Genomic DNA, 17,705 nt, shown 5'->3' on the forward strand with positions numbered 1-17,705 from the left:
CTGATCAGATCGTAGGTTCTTGATTTAGTTCCATTGAATTACGCAACAAAGCCAACTCAATGAGTTCATCAATGTACGTAGAGCTAACCGAATCAGATATACACATTACTGGATACCGATTATCAATGACCAACGCTGCTGTTAATCAGTGATCAATTCATATTCAAGTTTGGTAAGAATTGCAGGGGCAAGTGATTCTAAATCGACCGTCGTATACCCATAAAAGTTTGGCCTGATTTCACTACGTAGTTTAGTTAGAGAATCTTTTGTATTCTCTTCCATCATCAATTTGTCATTAAAATCAGCGAGTAACTTGAGTTGTTGCGCAGAGAGAGGGGATAGGTATTCGCTGTAACCACCGACAGAGCTGTATAACAGTTCATAGCGACCACCTTCTGCTTCTTCAATGTAATAATTCCCTGAACGCGCAATATTGGATATGGCAGCATGTTCTGTTGTCGAGTTAACGAAGTTGGTTTCCAAATAAGTGGCGCTGCCTGCGTGGTAGTTCACATCAGCGACAAACCCCGGTTTAGGGAAAATGAGAAAAGCATCTATTGTGTCGTTGGATGTTATTGCAGAAAGAATAAACTTACTGTCTTTGTAGTATTTTATCTGTACCTCACCATTCGACATCTTGGTATAAACCGGAGAGCCAAATGTCTCTTCTAAAATGCCACTGGAAGCACGAATATAGACTTTAGAAAGGCGCTCGTTAGATGGAGCATCTGAAAAGTTAGAAATTAAGAGGTCCCAACCTTTGCTTCCCATATCAATAGCATCGTTGAACTGACCACCTGCGATGATCAGCGCAATGATGGCAAGGATAGAGTTTGGTGTCTTCTCTCTCATTATTTCAAGAAAATCTTTTTGATCTTCATTGGGAGCTTGTTGAGTTAAAGACATGTCTTCTTCTGGTGCTGTTTTATCAACAGATGAAGGTAGAGCTTGTTCTGACATGATAAAACCTTATTCAGCAACAACTTGAGGTGCTCGTGCAACCACACGGGTACATAAATATTCTTCGACATCTTTTTCTACAGAAACGCTTTCTGTTACCCAGGTAAACTTCATTAACTGGTTGGTTAGTTGTTTTGTGGTCGATTTAGCGGTTACGGTTGTAGTCACAACATTGTCTTTACGATCGGCTGTTACAATCTTCTTTTTCTCCGAGGTTCGATTTGTATCGAGCTCTTTTTGCACCATGGCTTCGAGAGATGCGGCTAGCGATGCTCTCGCCTCCATTGAAGCGATGTCCATATCAAGCGTCATATCTCCCATACTTTCAACACAAGCAACACCCGCGATTAAGCCTTCAGGCAAATCAGATTGTGGGTTCATGCGCCAGCTAGGAAATTCGGAGTTAGCGGCTGCTTGAAATGACAATGTAGTAATTGCAGCGATAATTAGAGTCTTTTTCATGTTTTATCCTTAAATCATATTCTTTTCGTAATTAACTTCTGCTTTACTTACTTTTTTCAAGTAGTTACGAGTTTCCGCAGCAGAATGCTTTTGTTGGATAGTTTGGAATACTTGTTGTGGTTCAAGCTGGTTAATATTCTTGATTGCAACTGAGCGTTTGCCACCGAAAATATGATAGATTGGCCCCATGCCTCCGTTGTAAGCCGCTGTTATGCAGTACTTCAAGCTCTCTTCATTGGTAACGCCTTTGAAGTAGCGAGAGCGCAGTAAGTGCAAATAAGCGGTACCGACCTCAATGTTTTTTTCGGGGTCGAATAAGTATTCTTTATTCAGTAACTGTTGTTCACCAAATAGGAAGTTTGTCGCATCTAATCCTGCGGAACTTGGGACAATTTGCATCAGGCCAAAGGCAGGAACATGTGAGGTTGCTGTAGGATCGAAAGCGCTTTCTGTTTTGATGATAGACAGTATAAATTCAGGCTCAAGTTTGTATTTTTCTGCGTAAACTTCAACGGTATCAAAAAAGCGTTGTTCTTTACGATTAAGCCAACTTGGCGGAAAAGAAATAACGGCTTTGAGAACGGTATTGCCTTTACTGTCTTTGGCTTTGGTCACGGCCACAGTTTCAAGAGCCTTGTCTAACTCTTGAGCCTGGACCTTTGGTGTTTCGGAAACGGGTAAGAATGTCTTGTCACTGAGTTTCTCAACATTTGTTGCTTCAATCAGTTCAGAGGTATAAGCATCGGCTTGTTGGGCTTCGCCTATGGTCAGCTGAGACGTGCGCACGATCTCTTCTTTGAGTTCTTCTATTGAGGTTGTTTCACCTGCAATAGTGGTGACTTGAATCGTATTTTTCTCGAAGTTAACTTCACGCTTTATTTGTAGAGAGGGGCTGTAGCTGACCCACTTAAATTGGTCGCTAAAGGTAGGATTATCCCAAGATTCTGAAACTTTGATTTTAAACTTATCAAACTCTTGTTGAGCTTGTGCCACATATTGATCGAATTCGCAGTTTTTTTGCACTTTGTAAAGATCAAATTGGGCTTCACTGCAGAGTTTGTATTTTTCAAACTCATCTTTCGCTTCAAAAGGTTGATTGACAAAATGTTCGACGCTAGGGCAACTTTGTTCGGTAATTGAAAGTTCACACGCTTGCTGCAGCGTATCTGCAGATGCCCATCCACTAGAGATCAGTATCGCTAAAGGGGATAGCTGGCAAATTATTTTCTTCATATCTGTTCCTTGACCGAGGGGTTAACCTTTCTCTATCGAGAGCCGTTCCATGACAAAATCACAGTGCTCGAAATAGTTCAGGATCAACCCAAACCCTGGGGTGTCTGTTGATAAACGCGATTCATCCAATCGCTCAAATCGAGAGGTGTCTATTTTTGTAGGGCAGAGCAATGCGATATTGGTATCGTAGGTCTCTTGTCCGTTGTTGAGTAGCGCTTCGATTCCGTCATACTGATTTCTATCTGGAAACTCGATAGAGTCGCCCTCTGTGACTTGATGGTTTTCAACTAACACGCCTGTACTGCCATCTTCATAAACTTGAAACAAAGAGAGATAACCCGCTTGGTTTGAGTTGAGTTGAATAAAGTAATGGTCGCCAGCATTGAGTCGTCGCTTGGATGAGTGAATATTTATACTTTCATCTGAATAGTTGAAAAATAGGTGGTTATACTTTGCTTCCGGTAGTATTAACTGGCCACTACTGTTAGAAAGCATCCAGCCCCCAGCAAACCGCTCGATATCTATATGCGGTAAGCATTGATGTTGTTCCACCCAGTTTTGTAGCATGGTCGTTGTTGACCAGTATGGGTGTAATTCACTGTGACATTGTGATTTCTTTAACCAAGCAGAGAGCTTTTGTGCAAATGACTCGGGGTCATATTGAACTTGAACATAAAACTGGTTTTGCGATTTTTCACTGTTGATAACGGTGACGTTGTTTCGGAAAACCACATTGGATATGGACTCTTTATGAGAAGCCGCAGATTTTTTCAACTCACCATTTTTGAAGGTTTTAGTACTGGTGGTCTTACTGACTATTCGGTTTTCAACACCTTTAGCCAGATCATGATAAGCCGCGTCTTTGGCTTGTTGATAAGTGTTGCCTTTGCCGAACCCATAGCTCAAGGTTGAGTCTGATGGCACCTCCCCGTACCAAGACGGGGAAGCGAAAGCACAAGCACTCGACAGGGAGATGATTAGCGCTAGTATTTTCATTAGTCTTCCGGTTGTGGTTCTGGCGCAGAACGAAGGCTCCAACTAGCATTTGGTTCTCCTTTAGAGCTGTACCTTACTAGTGAAATCATTTTCCCTGATTGAGCTGCACTAATTAAATCATCACCAGATACAACACCATAATTAAGCGCGGAAGCATTTTTTAGAACCTCTTTAAAACCATCGGCATTGGCTGCTAGCTCATTATTTTTTAAAGGACCACTCATTACTTGCCCTCCAGCAGAAGAGCTGTGTGAATAGCCGTTTTGAGTTTGGATACTCCATATTTGTCGCCCGTCAGCCCCAATAGATGGCCCATCGATATACCAACTACGGCCCCTACTATCAGAGTAATGCCCTGATATCAGTTGATTCGCACTTGCAAAAGCTACGGATTTTACAGAACTCATGTTTTTGAACACAAGATTACCGTTTTTGTCGGCTGCAAATTGAGCGCTCATGTCAAAGAACTGGGTTTGTCCCGTATCTTTGTTGGTTACTGGAACTCGCAGCATGGTGACTTGATTACCAGCACCTTGGAAATGAGCTCCTTGGAAAGCGATATCTAGATTCGAGTTTTCTACATCTGCAGCGAAGGCTGTTGATGAGATTAGAAGAGCGGATGTTGCTAAAAGTGTTTTCTTAAACATGGATATAAGCCTTAATCAATGTTTCAAATATGTTGTAAATTGAAATAGTTTTAAAAGTGGTACGATCTTAAAAGAGACACGCTCTTAAAGTGACATAGTCTGGTTACCGGTAATTGTTGGATGTTGACGTTTTAAATCCCCCATCTCAAAAGAGGCAGATTTCACTTTGTCATAAACATCTTGATAAAGCGTATTCACATCTTTGTTTCCCTCGATCATTGATTTCATGAGGTAGTAACTAAACAGGCGATGACCTTTTTCTTGGTACATATTGGAATACTCTTTATCGCGTCCCGCGGTGATCACGACCATACGCTCAGGATCGATACTGACTGTTTTCGGTGCCAGTCTGGAGGCGGCAACCCCTTTGATGACCGATACACCATCAGTCGCTCCACTGAAACAACTGTCAACCATAACGACTATCTTGCCTGCTTTGCTGCTAGACAGTGTTTTGTAGAGGTTATCGAGTTTGAAGAACTCATCATCAGTTATGTAGTCAGGGATCTTATCTTGCGGGAGAATGTAAGGATCATTATCGGGAATCGCAGGGATACCGTGTCCACTGTAGTAGAAGTAAACCGTATCGCCTTCATCGACGTTGTCTAACATTAAACGTAACTTATCTTTAATCGCACCACTGGTTGCGTCACGGTCAATGAGCTCGTAGACGTGCCTTTCTGGAACACCCAGAACTTTTGTCGCGACGTCAGACATGACTTCACCACTGCTGCGCGCAAAGGCTACTTGATCTGAATTTGCGTAATCTTCTATAGATAGGTTGAAGAACCAGTTGGATGAATTACTTTCCACAGGCACAAAGCCATTAAGTAGTTGCTTCAATTCATCAGAGGCGGTGTTGTCCGTTGCCGAGAGGCGTGAATCGACTTCAAACGCATCGATTAAGTTAGGGTTTTGCATCTCTAGCCCTGGAGTCGCGGCACTGCTTGGGCCACTGTTAAGAACCACACTCAGAGCTTCGGGCTGATAATTACTTTTAGCCACATCCCCTGAGAACATTACGTCATTGTAGTTGCCTTTTATATTTACGAGCTCTAGTTGATTCTCGTCATAAGAGTAGGTGAGTGCGAGGTCAAGGTTATCGATATTGCTGAAGACATCACGCGCCTGCTCAAGAGGTACATTTAGAATAATGTCTCGCTGATAGTTTTGATTTGACGCTTTAAACAACAGGTGCATTTGCTGGTTTTCAGCATCATAACTCTTTGTTGTGACGACCGGCTTACCCATTACATCTCTAAAAGCCTTAGCAACGAGTCGAGTTTTTTGCACGCCCAAGTTGCCCTTTCGAGAGTCTGCCCCTTCTTGTAGGACTCGAATTTTGGCATTTCGAGCTTCTACTTGTTGACGGTATTTAAGTTGTATAGCGGCTATCTGTTTTTGTCGTTCTATTCGCAATTTTTCGACGCGTTGATCAAATTGAGTTTTGGTTTCAAATTGATCTTTGACGATTTCTGGCGCTTTGGGCAGATCAGGCTCTCGAACTGGTGGTGGGATGTCTGAGCTGCTCAATGTGTTGTACTTCGTATAAAGATGCGACAGCACCAACCAATGACATTGGGTCGTCAGATTGTATACATCCGATAGAACTCGTCATGTATTGTTGTTCGGTAGAGGACTCTTTTCCTGCAAATAGGTCAACATTATTGCTTGCTTTTTTTTGCCCGCTGCGAGTGATGACCTTGCCATTCAGCGAAATAGGAGCATCAACTTGCAGCTCTCCGCCAAGTTGCCAAATATCAGGATTAGATGAACATACAGTTCCCTGTTTAGAGTGTGAAAATTCAAATTGATTGTCAGCGTTAGCAAAACTAAGAGTTGGTGCTAGCGCAAATAGCATACCTGTGACAATTCTATTCCGTGTCATTAGATAAGTCTTCCGTATGGCCGTAGTGTCAGATGAGCTCAAGACCATATAATCTAGTTGAATATCACTCAATAGCGCATCAATCGCAATGAGATATAAGTCAATGTTTGTTTTGTTAAATGTGAGCAAGTTTTAGTTAATTTGGGAGGAGTGTTTCTTAATTAGCTTCTATTTGAGAGGCTTAGGAGGGTGTTGTTCTTACTTATAGAGCTCAATTGATTCGCTTTATTTATAGATGGTGGTGTTTTTATGTTAAAAATTATTGCTCTTCTCTTAATCGCTATCGGCGTTTTTATTGGAATTCAATATGGAGATGAGATGGTTAGTCAATTGGATAGTGGTACTGAAACTGTTCTCAATACAATAGAAAAGCTCAAAGGTTAAGGTGAAGTATGTCTATTTTCTCATTTGACGATTTTCTGGAACGCCTAAAGGACTGTGAACGAATCATCATTCAAGCTCATGACTTTCCTGATCATGATGCGGTAGGCTCCGCTTTTGCTCTCGCTTATTTACTTAGGAAGAAGGGCTTTAAACCCCTCATTACCTATCAAGGCTTTATTGACCGTGTTTCTTTACATAATTTGATTGGGTGGCTTGATATTCCCATTGTTAAGTCACACCGATTAGATCTAAAACCCAATGATAAAATCATTGTTGTGGATGGCTGTATTGGTGAAAAAAACGTTACTGATTTACCTGGTATAGAAGTTGGTGTGATCGATCATCATCAGGTTATAGCACCCAGTTTCGTTTGGTTTTCAGATATTCGACCTAACTATGGCGCAACAGCTTCCATTATGGTTGAGTACTTTAATCATTACGATCTGCCTATTCCAGAGCGCGTAGCAACGGCTTTACTTGTTGGATTAACGTTCGATACGGCAAATTTTACCCGAGCAATGAACAAAGCTGATATCAAAGCTCTCTTTCAACTCCAAAGCTGTGCCGATATGAATATGGTAAATCGTATTTGTCGCAATCAAATCGAATATCAAGAATTGAAGTTATTTGATTCCATGTTTGAAGCTATTAGGAAAGACGGCAATTGTGCATTTGGCAGCTTACCAGAAGGGTGCCCCAAAAATATGCTGGGAGTGCTTGGCGACTTTCTATTGACCGTTGATGAAATAGATATAGTAGTGTTAAGTGCTCGTAGCCATGAGAGAACATTCGTTTCATTGCGTTCTGAGTGCCCCCAAAATGATGTGGCGAAGGTGATAAAGAGAGCTTTGAATGATACAGGTGCTGGGTTTGGTGGAGGACACTCACATATGGCTGGTGGTGTCGTTAATCAAGTCTTTAATCACTTTAATGAACAAAGTTTCGTTTATGATCTAATTCGTCCTCAGTTGATTGTCGGTTGATTTTAAGCGAGTGTTTGTTGAAACTAATTGATGGTTTTTATCTGGTTCACATTCAAAGGGTGGATGCCGAATTTTTGACTGGTCATACTTCGACAAACGTTGGTTTGATGTCACTCGAAGATCTACTCTTCATTTTCAATAAACAATTGCTATTTTTTCTGATTAACCTCTAAAAATCGTTCTACACTATATTTATAACTGTTTGATTTTTATACGAGGTATCAATGAGTCGTAAACCCATAGTGTTAGTCGTAGATGACACCCCAAGCAATTTGGATGTGTTGACTGCAATACTTAAAGATACCTATCAAGTCAAAGTAGCAATTAACGGTACCATTGGCATCAAGATAGCCAAGATGGTGCCTCAGCCAGACCTCATTCTCCTCGATATCATGATGCCTGATATTGACGGTTATGAAATTTGCAGACAGCTCAAAGAACAGCCCAACACCGCGCATATCCCCATTATCTTCGTTACTGCCAAAATTGGACCTGAAGCCGAAGTAAAAGGGCTCTCCTTGGGGGCTGTAGATTACCTAACCAAACCGATAACCCCTGCTATTGCACTCCAGCGTGTGAAAACGCATATCGCACTTTATGACCAACAACGCGCGTTGTTTAGTCAGGTAAAAGAGAAAACTCAAGAGATCAATCTCGGTAAGCTAGAAACACTGAACATACTGGGTAGAGCTGCTGAATTTAAAGACAATGAAACAGGCATGCACGTTAAGCGTATGAGTCACTACTGTGAAGTGCTAGCTAAAGCCTTGGGAATGACTGACGAAGATGCCGAGACGTTGCGTGATGCAGCACCAATGCATGATATTGGCAAGATTGGCATTCCCGATAGTGTGCTGCTAAAGCCTGGTAAGTTGGATGCCGGTGAGTGGAATACCATGCAGAAACACGTCGAGTACGGTGTTGAAATTCTTGGTAGGCAGAGTGATTCCAAACTGATGCGTATGGCGATTCAGGTGGCGCAATATCATCATGAGAAATGGGATGGCAGCGGTTACCCAAACCAGATCGCGGGTGAAGAAATTCCTTTGGTAGGAAGAATCGCTGCGGTGGCTGATGTGTTTGATGCCCTGACAGCAGAGCGTCCTTATAAGAAGGCTTGGAGTGTCGATGAGGCACTGAGCTTGTTTGAAGAACAGAAAGGCAAACATTTTGATCCAACTATCGTTGATCTGTTCTTTCTTAAGTTGCCCGAGATTCTTGCGATTAAAGAGAAGTTTAGCGATGAGTGATGGCTTGATGTTGTCACTAAATCGTTTTGTATTATCTCTTATCATTGGCTTATTTGTGTGGTCACTAGTCATTCGCAGTGCAAACGCCGGCGAAGTGAGCGATGCAACGTTAAATCAGTGGTTAGAAAACCAACCAACGATTACCTTTGTTACCCTTACCGACCATTACCCATACTCATTTATCGATGAAGAAGGAAAGGTCTCAGGGATCATCAAAGATTGGACATTAGATCTTGAACAGCGTTTTGGTGTTCATGTTCGGTTTGTCACAGTTAACTCGCGTGTCGAGGCTAAAGCCGCGTTAGTCGACGGGCGAGGCGACGTTTTCCCATTCCAACAGTTCGACCCAAGTGAAGGTGGACGTTTTCTTGCAAGTGATCCCTATATTCCTTATCAGGTGGCTGTGATAGTCCCTATCGACAACAAACTCGATGGAAACCTAGATCAAAATAATAAACGCCGCATAGCTATGGTTAATGAAAACATAGACTTGGAGCGTGCAGGAGTGAGGTTGAGCTCTATCGAAAGAGTCGATTTTGAGAATGTTATTGATGCGGTGCGTGCGTTAGGGTCTGGTGATGTCGAAGGCATGGTCGGTGAACCTATCACCACTATGGATCTTGCGAAAAAGATTGGCGTTCATGATCTAGCGGTCAACTATGTTTTGGAGCATTGGAAAAAGTTAGAAGCGTCGATGGTGATTCGAAATGACGAACCAGAGCTACTGACGCTAATCAACAAACAAATTGAAACTTTTGACGTTGCAAATAAGAACCAGATTTTATCAAAGTGGCTAGATACTTCTCCCTATCGAGTTCCACTAAAAGGCGTATTTGGCTTTGGTAATCCTCCGTATATGTATCCAGACAGCACCGCGGTCGGGCTAGAACACGACATTATTCAACGTGCTCTTAATGATATGGGGTATAAGCTGGGTGACGTTGTCACTCTCCCTCCTAGTGCCGCTAGAAAGGCCATCGACAACAATAATTCTATTGCCTTTGTTTCTGGCGTTCAGTTTGATGATCCTAATGCTCATTTCCTAAGTGATAAAGTTCTTAATGTTGAGTTTGTTCCTGTTTCACTGACTCGCCGCAAGCTCAAACTTGAATCTCAGAACGACCTATCACTAGGGGCGTTATTGTTCGACGAGACCTCACCAATTAAAAATTCTGTTGAAGTACTGAAGGGTAAGTTAGACATTGGTCGTGTCGAAGATTACGAAGGTCTTGAATCGGCATTCTCACAATTGAGGGCTCAAAATGTTGACCTGTTAATGGTTGAACGAAGAGTGCTGGAGTGGTTTATCACCAATACTCGTTTTATTGAAATGGCAGAGCTAACGTTACATGACGAGTATAAAGTTGAGTATCCGATCTATGTTGACTTTAAGAGTGAGGAAATCAGAGACAGCTTTAATGCCGCGATTAACAACCTTAAACAGGCCGATGACGGTTTAAGCCAAATTATTGAGATGCAGGTTCAGAATGATCTAAGCCAAGTGCTTAAAAAGGCGAATATCATAGCGCAAATATCCGCGTATTTTATCGTCAATGACCGCTTTGAAGAGTTAACCGAAGTTTTTGAAATTTTCGATACGGACAGTTCATTTCAGGTGATCACTGCACAGGCGGATAATAGTAATCGTCCAATCAAATCTTGGTACATCGGTAACCTAGTTGATGAATATGGAGAGAAGAAAAACACCTCTCACTTTTCATCAGTCACCAAGGTCGCAAATTATCGAACCAAAGGAGGGAGCACCAATTCTGGTTCGATGACTTTCTACTTTGATGTTCAGTCGTTAGAGCGGAACCATGTTTATTTTCCATCAGTCGAACAATTTAGTTCATTCGGAGATGCGGCGAAACGCTATATTGCGGATGTTTATCAAGCGAGTAATTTGACTGGAGAGATCTTAAATCTAAGCCAAAAAGAGAGGAAGTGGATCAAAGACAATCCGGATGTTCGGATAGGTATCGATCCAAATTCGTTGCCTTATGAGGCGGTATCCAATACCGGTGAATACATCGGTATGATTGACGATTACCTAACGCTCATTGAGCAGAAAACAGGGTTAAGTATCAACCATGTAGACGTTGCAAGTTGGTCTGAGACCCGAAGCTTGGTTGATCATCATGAAGTAGAACTGGTCTCCGCAGCACAAGAGAACCGTTCGTTAGGAGACAACGTCAAAGCAGTCAAGAGCCTGTTTTCAAGCCGTTTAGCTATTGCATCGAGACGAGACATAAGTAGCTTGGTGCTTGAGGAAGCTGAAGGATGGAAAATCGGTATCTTGAAGAACGCAGCAAATACCGATGCGATTGTCGGGAAATACCCGAATATTGAATGGGTGAAAGTAGAATCCACTGAAGATGGGCTTAACCGACTGGATGATGAAACCCTAGATGGCATGATCGATACTGTCGAAGTCCTAAACTACCTCATTGATTCATTTGGTCATCGTGAGGTCGGAATTATCGGACGACTTGATTTTTTCCTTTCTCCAACCTTACACGTCATTAAGTCTGAACCTTTGCTTTATTCCATTGTGAATAAGGCGATTGAGAGCATTTCTGCTGAAGAACGTCAAAAGATATCGGCGAAGTGGGCAGCGCCAAAAGCGATAGAAAGAGTCGACTATGAATTGGTTTATACCATTTCAGGTTTTGCTTTGGTGATCGTTTTACTTATCGTTTTCTGGAATCGAAAACTCTCGAAACAAATAAGCATTGCCAATGATGCAACAGAGGCGCTTAAGAAGGCTCAGGAGCAGCTCTACAATATGCTTAACAGCTCTCCTATCGCCGCGAGTGTTGTGTTTGAAGAGAAAGTTCGTTATGCCAACGATACTGCGAAACGGCTGTTTGGGGTTGAAGGTCTCGATCTTGATTCTATCGATGTAGCTTCTATTCATGACTCTTTATCCGTTCGGGATGATGTACATAAGGAGCTAATGCTCAATGGCAAGGTAGTAAACCGGGAGTTGGTGCTTAGAAAATCTGATGGAACCCGTTTCGTTGCGCTCGTCAGCTATTATTTGTTTGAGCTAGATGGTGAGATAGCCACGCTATTTTGGGCATTCGATATTTCAGAAATGAAGCGCCTTAATGAGCAATTAGAAGAAGAGAAACAGAGGGCCGATTTGGCGAGCCAAGCTAAATCGGAATTCTTAGCCAATATGAGTCACGAAATTAGAACGCCAATGAACGCAATAATTGGTTTGTCTTATTTGGCCATTGGCGAAATATCTAATCCTGTTGCTCGAAACTATATTGAGAAAGTGCACCGTTCGGGGCATTCACTGTTAAGCATCATTAATGACATCCTCGACTTCTCTAAGATAGAGGCGGGACAGCTTGCCATTGATAGCATCCCATTTGATCCCGCAACGACCTTTAAAGATGTGATTGAGTTGATGGAGTCGAAAGCGGCTGAGAAACAACTCAATTTGTCGATGGTCATAGACCCAGAATTAGACACGCCATTACAAGGCGATCCCTTGAGGTTGTTCCAAGTCATACTCAACCTTGTGGGCAACGCGATTAAGTTTACGGAAAAAGGCAGCGTAGCGTTAACGGTGGAGCATGTTGACTCGAACGATAGCAGCCTAACCATGAAAGTGAGTGTGATAGATACCGGGATAGGCATCTCGGATGAGAACCGTCACAAGCTGTTTGAAGCCTTTAGCCAAGCGGATACCACCACAACACGTCGGTTTGGCGGTACAGGGCTTGGGCTCAACATTAGCCAGAAATTAGTGCATGCGATGGGCAGTCAAATTACGGTAGAGAGTGTTTACGGGCAAGGCAGTGAGTTCTCCTTTGTACTGACATTGCCACGATCAAGCTCGGATGCGTTAGCCGATTTCAAAGCCCAAGAGTTGCAGTTGGATTATCAGATAGAGTTCAAAGGCCAAAGAGTGTTATTGGTTGAAGACAATGAGCTGAACCAAGATCTCGCCTTAGCATTTTTCAGTCGTTCTAATTTAAATGCCGATCTTGCTGAAAACGGAAAGGAAGCGCTTGAACTAGCTAAAAACAACGACTACGAAATAATCTTTATGGATCTTCAAATGCCAATTATGGATGGTTTCGAAGCTACACGTTTGATTCGTGAGTTTGATAAAGATGTACCAATTATTGCGATGTCGGCCAATGTGTTTGCTGATGCGAAACAGCGAGCCCGAGAGGCTGGAGTCACGGACTTCTTGGATAAGCCCATTATCATCGATAAAGCCACCTCTTTGATTACGAAATACATCGTGCCAGAGGTTTTGGTTGAGGGTAAAGCGTCATCAGAGTCGCCTTCAGGTAGGATGCAAGATAGCAGCTCTAACAGTCCGACATTAAGCTCTGATACTCTGATGGTTCTCCCTGTTTTCTCATTGCCAAGGTTCGGTCAGTTGACTCATCATGATGTGAAGCTGCAAGACAAGATGCTTGGTAGATTCTGCCAAGGGGCGCCTAACATTATGTCGGATACCTTCGACAACCTAGTGCAAGATGAATGGGTGACGTTAGAGCGGAACCTACATACGTTAAAAAGCATGGCGGCTTCTATTGGCGGGTTGCAATTGGCTGAACAACTCGGTGGTCTTGAAAGCAAAGCGCATAACAAGGCGTGTGATGAGCAAGATCTTAAACAAGCTGAGCTTGGGTTAATCGAATTGATCAAAACGGTAGAGAGCAGCTTTGATAGCTCTGGTGCTCAAGGTGTTGAAACGGCATGTACTCAAGAAACTGAGGTGAGAAGCGCTGATGCATCGAATTCGCCTAATATCACTCAAGAGCAGCGAGCTAAGTTGTATTCGCTGTTGGATGCTTATGATAACGATGCGACCCAATACGTGACTGTATTACTGGCACAGTATTCACATTCAGCAGTTCTTAAAGATGTCCAAAGTGCGTTAGATAATTACGACTTTGAACGAGCCAAAGAGGTTCTGAGTGCTTCTGAGTAGCTGTCTTTTGAACATCACTCCAACATTAAAGCCTTTAGCTCTTGCTGCGAAATAACGAACTAGCTAAAGGCTTTAAGTCTATCTATACCGAACTAATTACTGACGTGTTGTTTGATTAGATCGATAACAGTGTTGTATCTGTGCGGCAGTTTTCGATTTCTTTTCTGAACCAAATACAGTGTTTCTTCAACCTTCACTTTAGGTGTCACAACGTGCAGCTTATCTCTGTCTGGAAAGTTTTCGACAGCCCCTGCGGGTAACACGGTGAACCCAAGCCCTTTGGATACGGGTAATAGAATTTGGTGAAGTTGATTAATGTAGCCAGACTTCGGTATTTCATTGATGTTGATGTTCGCTAAATCTTTATCTCCGCATAGGTCAAAATACAAAGACAGGTAATGAGCAGAGTCTGGATGGGCTATGAGGCCGATATTGTGCAGAGCTTCAGGGGTAATCTCTAAGTCAGCAAGACTATGATGGACGATTAAGCACAGCGCCTCATTACCAATAACTTGGCTCTGATAATAGCTGTCATTGGGTGAATGTCTGACGATTCCAATATCGGTGGTGCCTTGGATTAGGTCGTTCAATATCTTTTTGTTCGGTGCCGCTTCTAGGTTGATGCTCAGGTCTTGATGTTGCTGCTGCAGTTCAAGAAGCTTGGGATACAGACGCAAAGAGAGTGAACCCGAACAGGATAGATGACATTGCCCAGAATAAGGATTGTCGAAACTCAGAGATTCGAATAAATCTTCTTGGTCTTTTTCCAGTTTAAGAGCGTAGCGATACATAATCCGACCTTGTTCGGTCAGTTCGAAGCTCTTATTTTCCCTCGATAACAAGTCACAGTTACAAGCTTGCTCAAGCTTTTTGATGTGTTGGCTAACGCCAGGCTGTGTCATATACAGCTTTTCTGCAGTTTGGGTGAAATGACCAACTTCAACCAGAGTCTTAAATGTATTGAGCCAAAGTGGATTAATCATACTCACCTTTAAATGCTAACGCCTATGGATAAAAAGGCTTATAAGTAACAGAGCCTGTGAATAACAAAGCCTATAAACAACAAAGCTTCTGAATAACACAAAATTATTATTATCTTAAGTAATGATAATTTCAACTCTAGAGCGTAAAGCAACGAAGATTAAAGCACCTTTGGCGGAATACACTTCGAAGTCGAGACTCGTGGCTCTTTAATTGAGTGCTTTGGTGAGTTCATTAAAAGTAACAAAGAGTTGCGACTTTGTTGATTTTTTGTTCTATTGACCAGCTGTGCCCATATTTAGGAACGAAGATGAATAGAAATGTTTGGCTGCTCTCACTGTGTCAGGCCTTGTTGATGACGGGCAACATATTACTGATCTCAGTGATTGGCTTGATAGGCAAACAGATTGCACCCAGTGTCAGCATGATTACTTTGCCTGTTGCGTTGCAGTTTTTAGGCTTAATGGCAGCCACTATTCCTGCATCTTTAATTTCAGGAAAATTAGGACGAAAACGAGGGTTTAGTATCGGCAATGTAGTTGGCATTACCGGAGCAAGCCTTGCGACTTACGCGTTATCTCAGCAACATTTCTATCTGTTTTGTTTCGCCACGTTTTTGCTTGGGATAGGTATTGGTTTTGGTACGCTTTATCGTTTTGCTGCAATCGAGGTGTGTGATGAAAATGCCCGTCATCGAGCGATATCTATCTCTATGGCTGGTGGCGTTTTAGCAGCGGTATTAGGGCCAAACTTGGCGATTATGTCTCAACAATGGTCAGACGATGGCTTGTACATTGGTGCTTTTGCTTCTTTGATTGGGTTGAACATTCTTGCGTTACTCATTTTACAAACCATTCAGTTTCCTAAAGTCTCTTTTAATAGTCAGGCTCCCAAAGCCGATCCTTTAGGCGTAATCGTTAAAGCACCGAACTTTATTGGCGCTGTGTTTGCGGCCATGGTTGCTTACGCCGTGATGAACATTTTGATGACGGCAACACCATTGGCGATGATTGGTTGCGGATTCGATTTTACTAAAGCTGCTGGTGTGATTGAGTGGCACGTATTGGGTATGTTTGTGCCTGCATTCTTTACGGGCTCCCTCATCGAGAAGTTCGGTTCAAGAATGATGATCCTTGCAGGTGGCGTGTTATTTGTGGTGAGTATTGCCATCAATATCCATGGCGTGTCAATTTGGCACTTTAGAGCGGCTTTGGTTGTGCTTGGTGTGGGTTGGAACTTTATGTTCATCGCTGCAACAGGCTTATTTAGCCAGTCGTATCAAGCTCAAAATAAAGCCAAGGCACAAGCGTTCAATGAATTTGTTGTGTTTGGTTGTGTAACTGTCACGGCGCTACTGTCTGGTTGGTTGGAGTCAACTGCAGGGTGGCAGAACCTTAATCTCTACGTATTACCATTCGTGGTCGCAGTAATGGTGATCTTTGCTTTTAGTGCAAAAGTAACGAGATTTGAAAATAGTAGATAGTTATTTTGATTCTATTTTAATAGGTAGCACTATTAACTAACACTTAATCAATAGTTTTTTACGTAACCAGTCAAGATAGTTGAAGATAAAGCGATAGAAAGTATAATAGAAGCTTCGTTATTTTATTAGTATAACTGAATGATCTAGTATTTTTATATTTGTTAATAGATTTTAACTATAGTTCAAGTTGTTGTATATTGATTGGAGTAGGAATGTCTAATGTTCATCCTAGATTGATTAAAAATGTTGTTGAGCAGACACCCAGAGCAATGATAGCGATGCTTATTGTATCGATTGCTTATGGAGCAATGTTTTTCAAATTTATTCCAATGGATATTTTATGCATTTGGTTTTTGGGTCAGGTTTTATTGGCATGGGCAAGACTTTATAATGCAAAACTATTTACAATTCATTTAAATTGTTTCAATCAGAAAGGCCTAAATCGTAACGAAAGAATTTTTGTAATTCTTAATGTATTTCAAGCTATTACTTGGGCAATATCATCATTATTAATTATGAAGTACGCACCACAGCCGTTTGAATTTGTTAGCTTCGTTCTAATTATTGGTATTATAACCGCCGCTGCGCTGTCAATGTCATCATTATATCGTGCGTATATTGTTTTCTTTTTCTCAATGTTGATACCCCAAATTATCATCATGCTTTATTATGGTGAACACCAACATATTAGTTTGGTTATTTTTACAATAATATATATTCCTGCAACTATATTATTATCTAAGTCGATGTTGAATAATCGAATGTCTAGTATTTTGGCACATGAAGAGATTGAAAGAAGCGCCGAAACATTTAAACAACTCTCTACAGTCGATAATCTGACCAATATATACAATCGTCGTTATTTTTTGAAAGGTCCCAATCATTATTAACGTCTGACAGAGAACAAAAATCAATTTCAATGCTAATGATTGATGTGGACAACTTTAAAAAAATTAATGATAACTATGGCCATCAAGCGGGCGATTATGTACTGACTTGCTTAGCGAAAGATATTGAGCGCTTAATGCGTAAAAGTGACCTATTCGCAAGGATTGGAGGCGAAGAGTTTGCGATATTACTCGATGACACCTCGTTTCAGGATGCTAAAAGTATAGCGGGGCGAATTATCAAAATAGTAGAAGCACGTGAAGTGGTTTACAATCAAAGATTAATTGATGTGACAGTCAGTATAGGTATCTCGGTATTGAATAATGATATAACCGATATTGAAGAACTGTATGCGTGCGCAGACAAACATCTTTATCAAGCTAAAGCGCGGGGACGAAATCAATATTACCCATCGCTTTGAGGCTTCTAGGTTAATTCAATGGTTCAAAGAGTGCGTAACTTGCAGCAATAATTAGATACGGTCAGTAACTTGTATGTCTTGACGGGCCTTTAGTATTTTTAATGTTCTGGTCGGCTTTGTTGCGTAATTCAATGGAACTAAATCAAGAACCTACGATCTGATCAGC

At 41.8% G+C, this 17,705-nt stretch carries 15 protein-coding genes; 7 read left to right on the forward strand and 8 right to left on the reverse strand.

Translation table 11 applies throughout. The features are described 5' to 3' along the window. Window positions 1-141: 141 nt before the first annotated feature. The 7 genes from AB6D07_RS21090 to AB6D07_RS21120 all read right to left on the reverse strand — a co-directional run bounded on the left by AB6D07_RS21090 (window position 142) and on the right by AB6D07_RS21120 (window position 6,186). Complete coding sequence (locus tag AB6D07_RS21090) at window positions 142-960, reverse strand: ETEC_3214 domain-containing protein (protein ID WP_017102531.1); 819 nt, start codon at window positions 958-960, stop codon at window positions 142-144. A gap of 9 nt (window positions 961-969) precedes the next feature. Continuing rightward, on the reverse strand, window positions 970-1,422 hold the full coding sequence (locus AB6D07_RS21095) for a hypothetical protein (protein WP_017102532.1): 453 nt from the start codon (window positions 1,420-1,422) through the stop codon (window positions 970-972). A 9-nt stretch (window positions 1,423-1,431) separates the two neighbouring features. Continuing rightward, a complete protein-coding gene (locus AB6D07_RS21100; RefSeq protein WP_017102533.1) occupies window positions 1,432-2,655 on the reverse strand; it encodes a murein transglycosylase domain-containing protein in 1,224 nt (407 codons plus the stop codon). Between the two features lie 21 nt (window positions 2,656-2,676). Continuing rightward, complete coding sequence (locus AB6D07_RS21105; RefSeq protein ID WP_017102534.1) at window positions 2,677-3,651, reverse strand: LPP20 family lipoprotein; 975 nt, start codon at window positions 3,649-3,651, stop codon at window positions 2,677-2,679. After that, complete coding sequence (locus AB6D07_RS21110) at window positions 3,651-4,298, reverse strand: hypothetical protein (protein ID WP_017102535.1); 648 nt, start codon at window positions 4,296-4,298, stop codon at window positions 3,651-3,653. Before AB6D07_RS21110 ends, AB6D07_RS21105 begins: the two co-directional genes overlap by 1 nt. Before the next feature lie 84 nt (window positions 4,299-4,382). After that, window positions 4,383-5,831: a caspase domain-containing protein gene (locus tag AB6D07_RS21115; RefSeq protein ID WP_372092210.1), complete on the reverse strand. Its 1,449-nt coding sequence runs from the start codon at window positions 5,829-5,831 to the stop codon at window positions 4,383-4,385. Beyond that, complete coding sequence (locus tag AB6D07_RS21120; RefSeq protein ID WP_372092208.1) at window positions 5,791-6,186, reverse strand: hypothetical protein; 396 nt, start codon at window positions 6,184-6,186, stop codon at window positions 5,791-5,793. The genes AB6D07_RS21115 and AB6D07_RS21120 overlap by 41 nt, the downstream gene beginning before the upstream one ends. A gap of 249 nt (window positions 6,187-6,435) precedes the next feature. On the opposite strand from AB6D07_RS21120, the gene AB6D07_RS21125 reads away from it, so the two are divergent. The 4 genes from AB6D07_RS21125 to AB6D07_RS21140 all read left to right on the forward strand — a co-directional run bounded on the left by AB6D07_RS21125 (window position 6,436) and on the right by AB6D07_RS21140 (window position 13,766). Next, the gene (locus AB6D07_RS21125; protein WP_017101536.1) at window positions 6,436-6,570 is read left to right on the forward strand and encodes a hypothetical protein; all 135 of its coding nucleotides are present in this window, start codon (window positions 6,436-6,438) and stop codon (window positions 6,568-6,570) included. Between the two features lie 8 nt (window positions 6,571-6,578). Beyond that, window positions 6,579-7,553 (forward strand): bifunctional oligoribonuclease/PAP phosphatase NrnA, encoded by a 975-nt coding sequence (locus AB6D07_RS21130; RefSeq protein WP_017102537.1) that lies wholly within the window; start codon window positions 6,579-6,581, stop codon window positions 7,551-7,553. Between the two features lie 224 nt (window positions 7,554-7,777). Continuing rightward, window positions 7,778-8,803 carry an HD-GYP domain-containing protein gene (locus tag AB6D07_RS21135; RefSeq protein WP_012600921.1) on the forward strand — a complete coding sequence of 342 codons (1,026 nt, stop codon included), beginning with the start codon at window positions 7,778-7,780 and terminating at the stop codon, window positions 8,801-8,803. Next, window positions 8,796-13,766, forward strand: a complete 4,971-nt coding sequence (locus AB6D07_RS21140) for an ATP-binding protein (RefSeq protein WP_029222838.1) — start codon at window positions 8,796-8,798, stop codon at window positions 13,764-13,766. Before AB6D07_RS21135 ends, AB6D07_RS21140 begins: the two co-directional genes overlap by 8 nt. A gap of 92 nt (window positions 13,767-13,858) precedes the next feature. Here the strand turns inward: AB6D07_RS21140 and AB6D07_RS21145 are convergent, their stop codons facing one another. Beyond that, window positions 13,859-14,749: a LysR family transcriptional regulator gene (locus AB6D07_RS21145; protein WP_017102539.1), complete on the reverse strand. Its 891-nt coding sequence runs from the start codon at window positions 14,747-14,749 to the stop codon at window positions 13,859-13,861. A 308-nt stretch (window positions 14,750-15,057) separates the two neighbouring features. On the opposite strand from AB6D07_RS21145, the gene AB6D07_RS21150 reads away from it, so the two are divergent. The 3 genes from AB6D07_RS21150 to AB6D07_RS21160 all read left to right on the forward strand — a co-directional run bounded on the left by AB6D07_RS21150 (window position 15,058) and on the right by AB6D07_RS21160 (window position 17,539). Next, window positions 15,058-16,230 (forward strand): MFS transporter, encoded by a 1,173-nt coding sequence (locus tag AB6D07_RS21150; RefSeq protein ID WP_029222839.1) that lies wholly within the window; start codon window positions 15,058-15,060, stop codon window positions 16,228-16,230. A gap of 212 nt (window positions 16,231-16,442) precedes the next feature. Next, window positions 16,443-17,120 (forward strand): hypothetical protein, encoded by a 678-nt coding sequence (locus AB6D07_RS21155; protein WP_017102541.1) that lies wholly within the window; start codon window positions 16,443-16,445, stop codon window positions 17,118-17,120. A gap of 29 nt (window positions 17,121-17,149) precedes the next feature. After that, entirely contained in the window at window positions 17,150-17,539 is a 390-nt protein-coding gene (locus tag AB6D07_RS21160; RefSeq protein ID WP_017102542.1) for a GGDEF domain-containing protein, read from the forward strand. Window positions 17,540-17,705: the final 166 nt, after the last annotated feature.

The sequence above is a fragment of the Vibrio sp. 10N.239.312.C11 genome (genome assembly GCF_041466065.1).
Classification (GTDB): Bacteria; Pseudomonadota; Gammaproteobacteria; order Enterobacterales; family Vibrionaceae; genus Vibrio; species Vibrio tasmaniensis_A.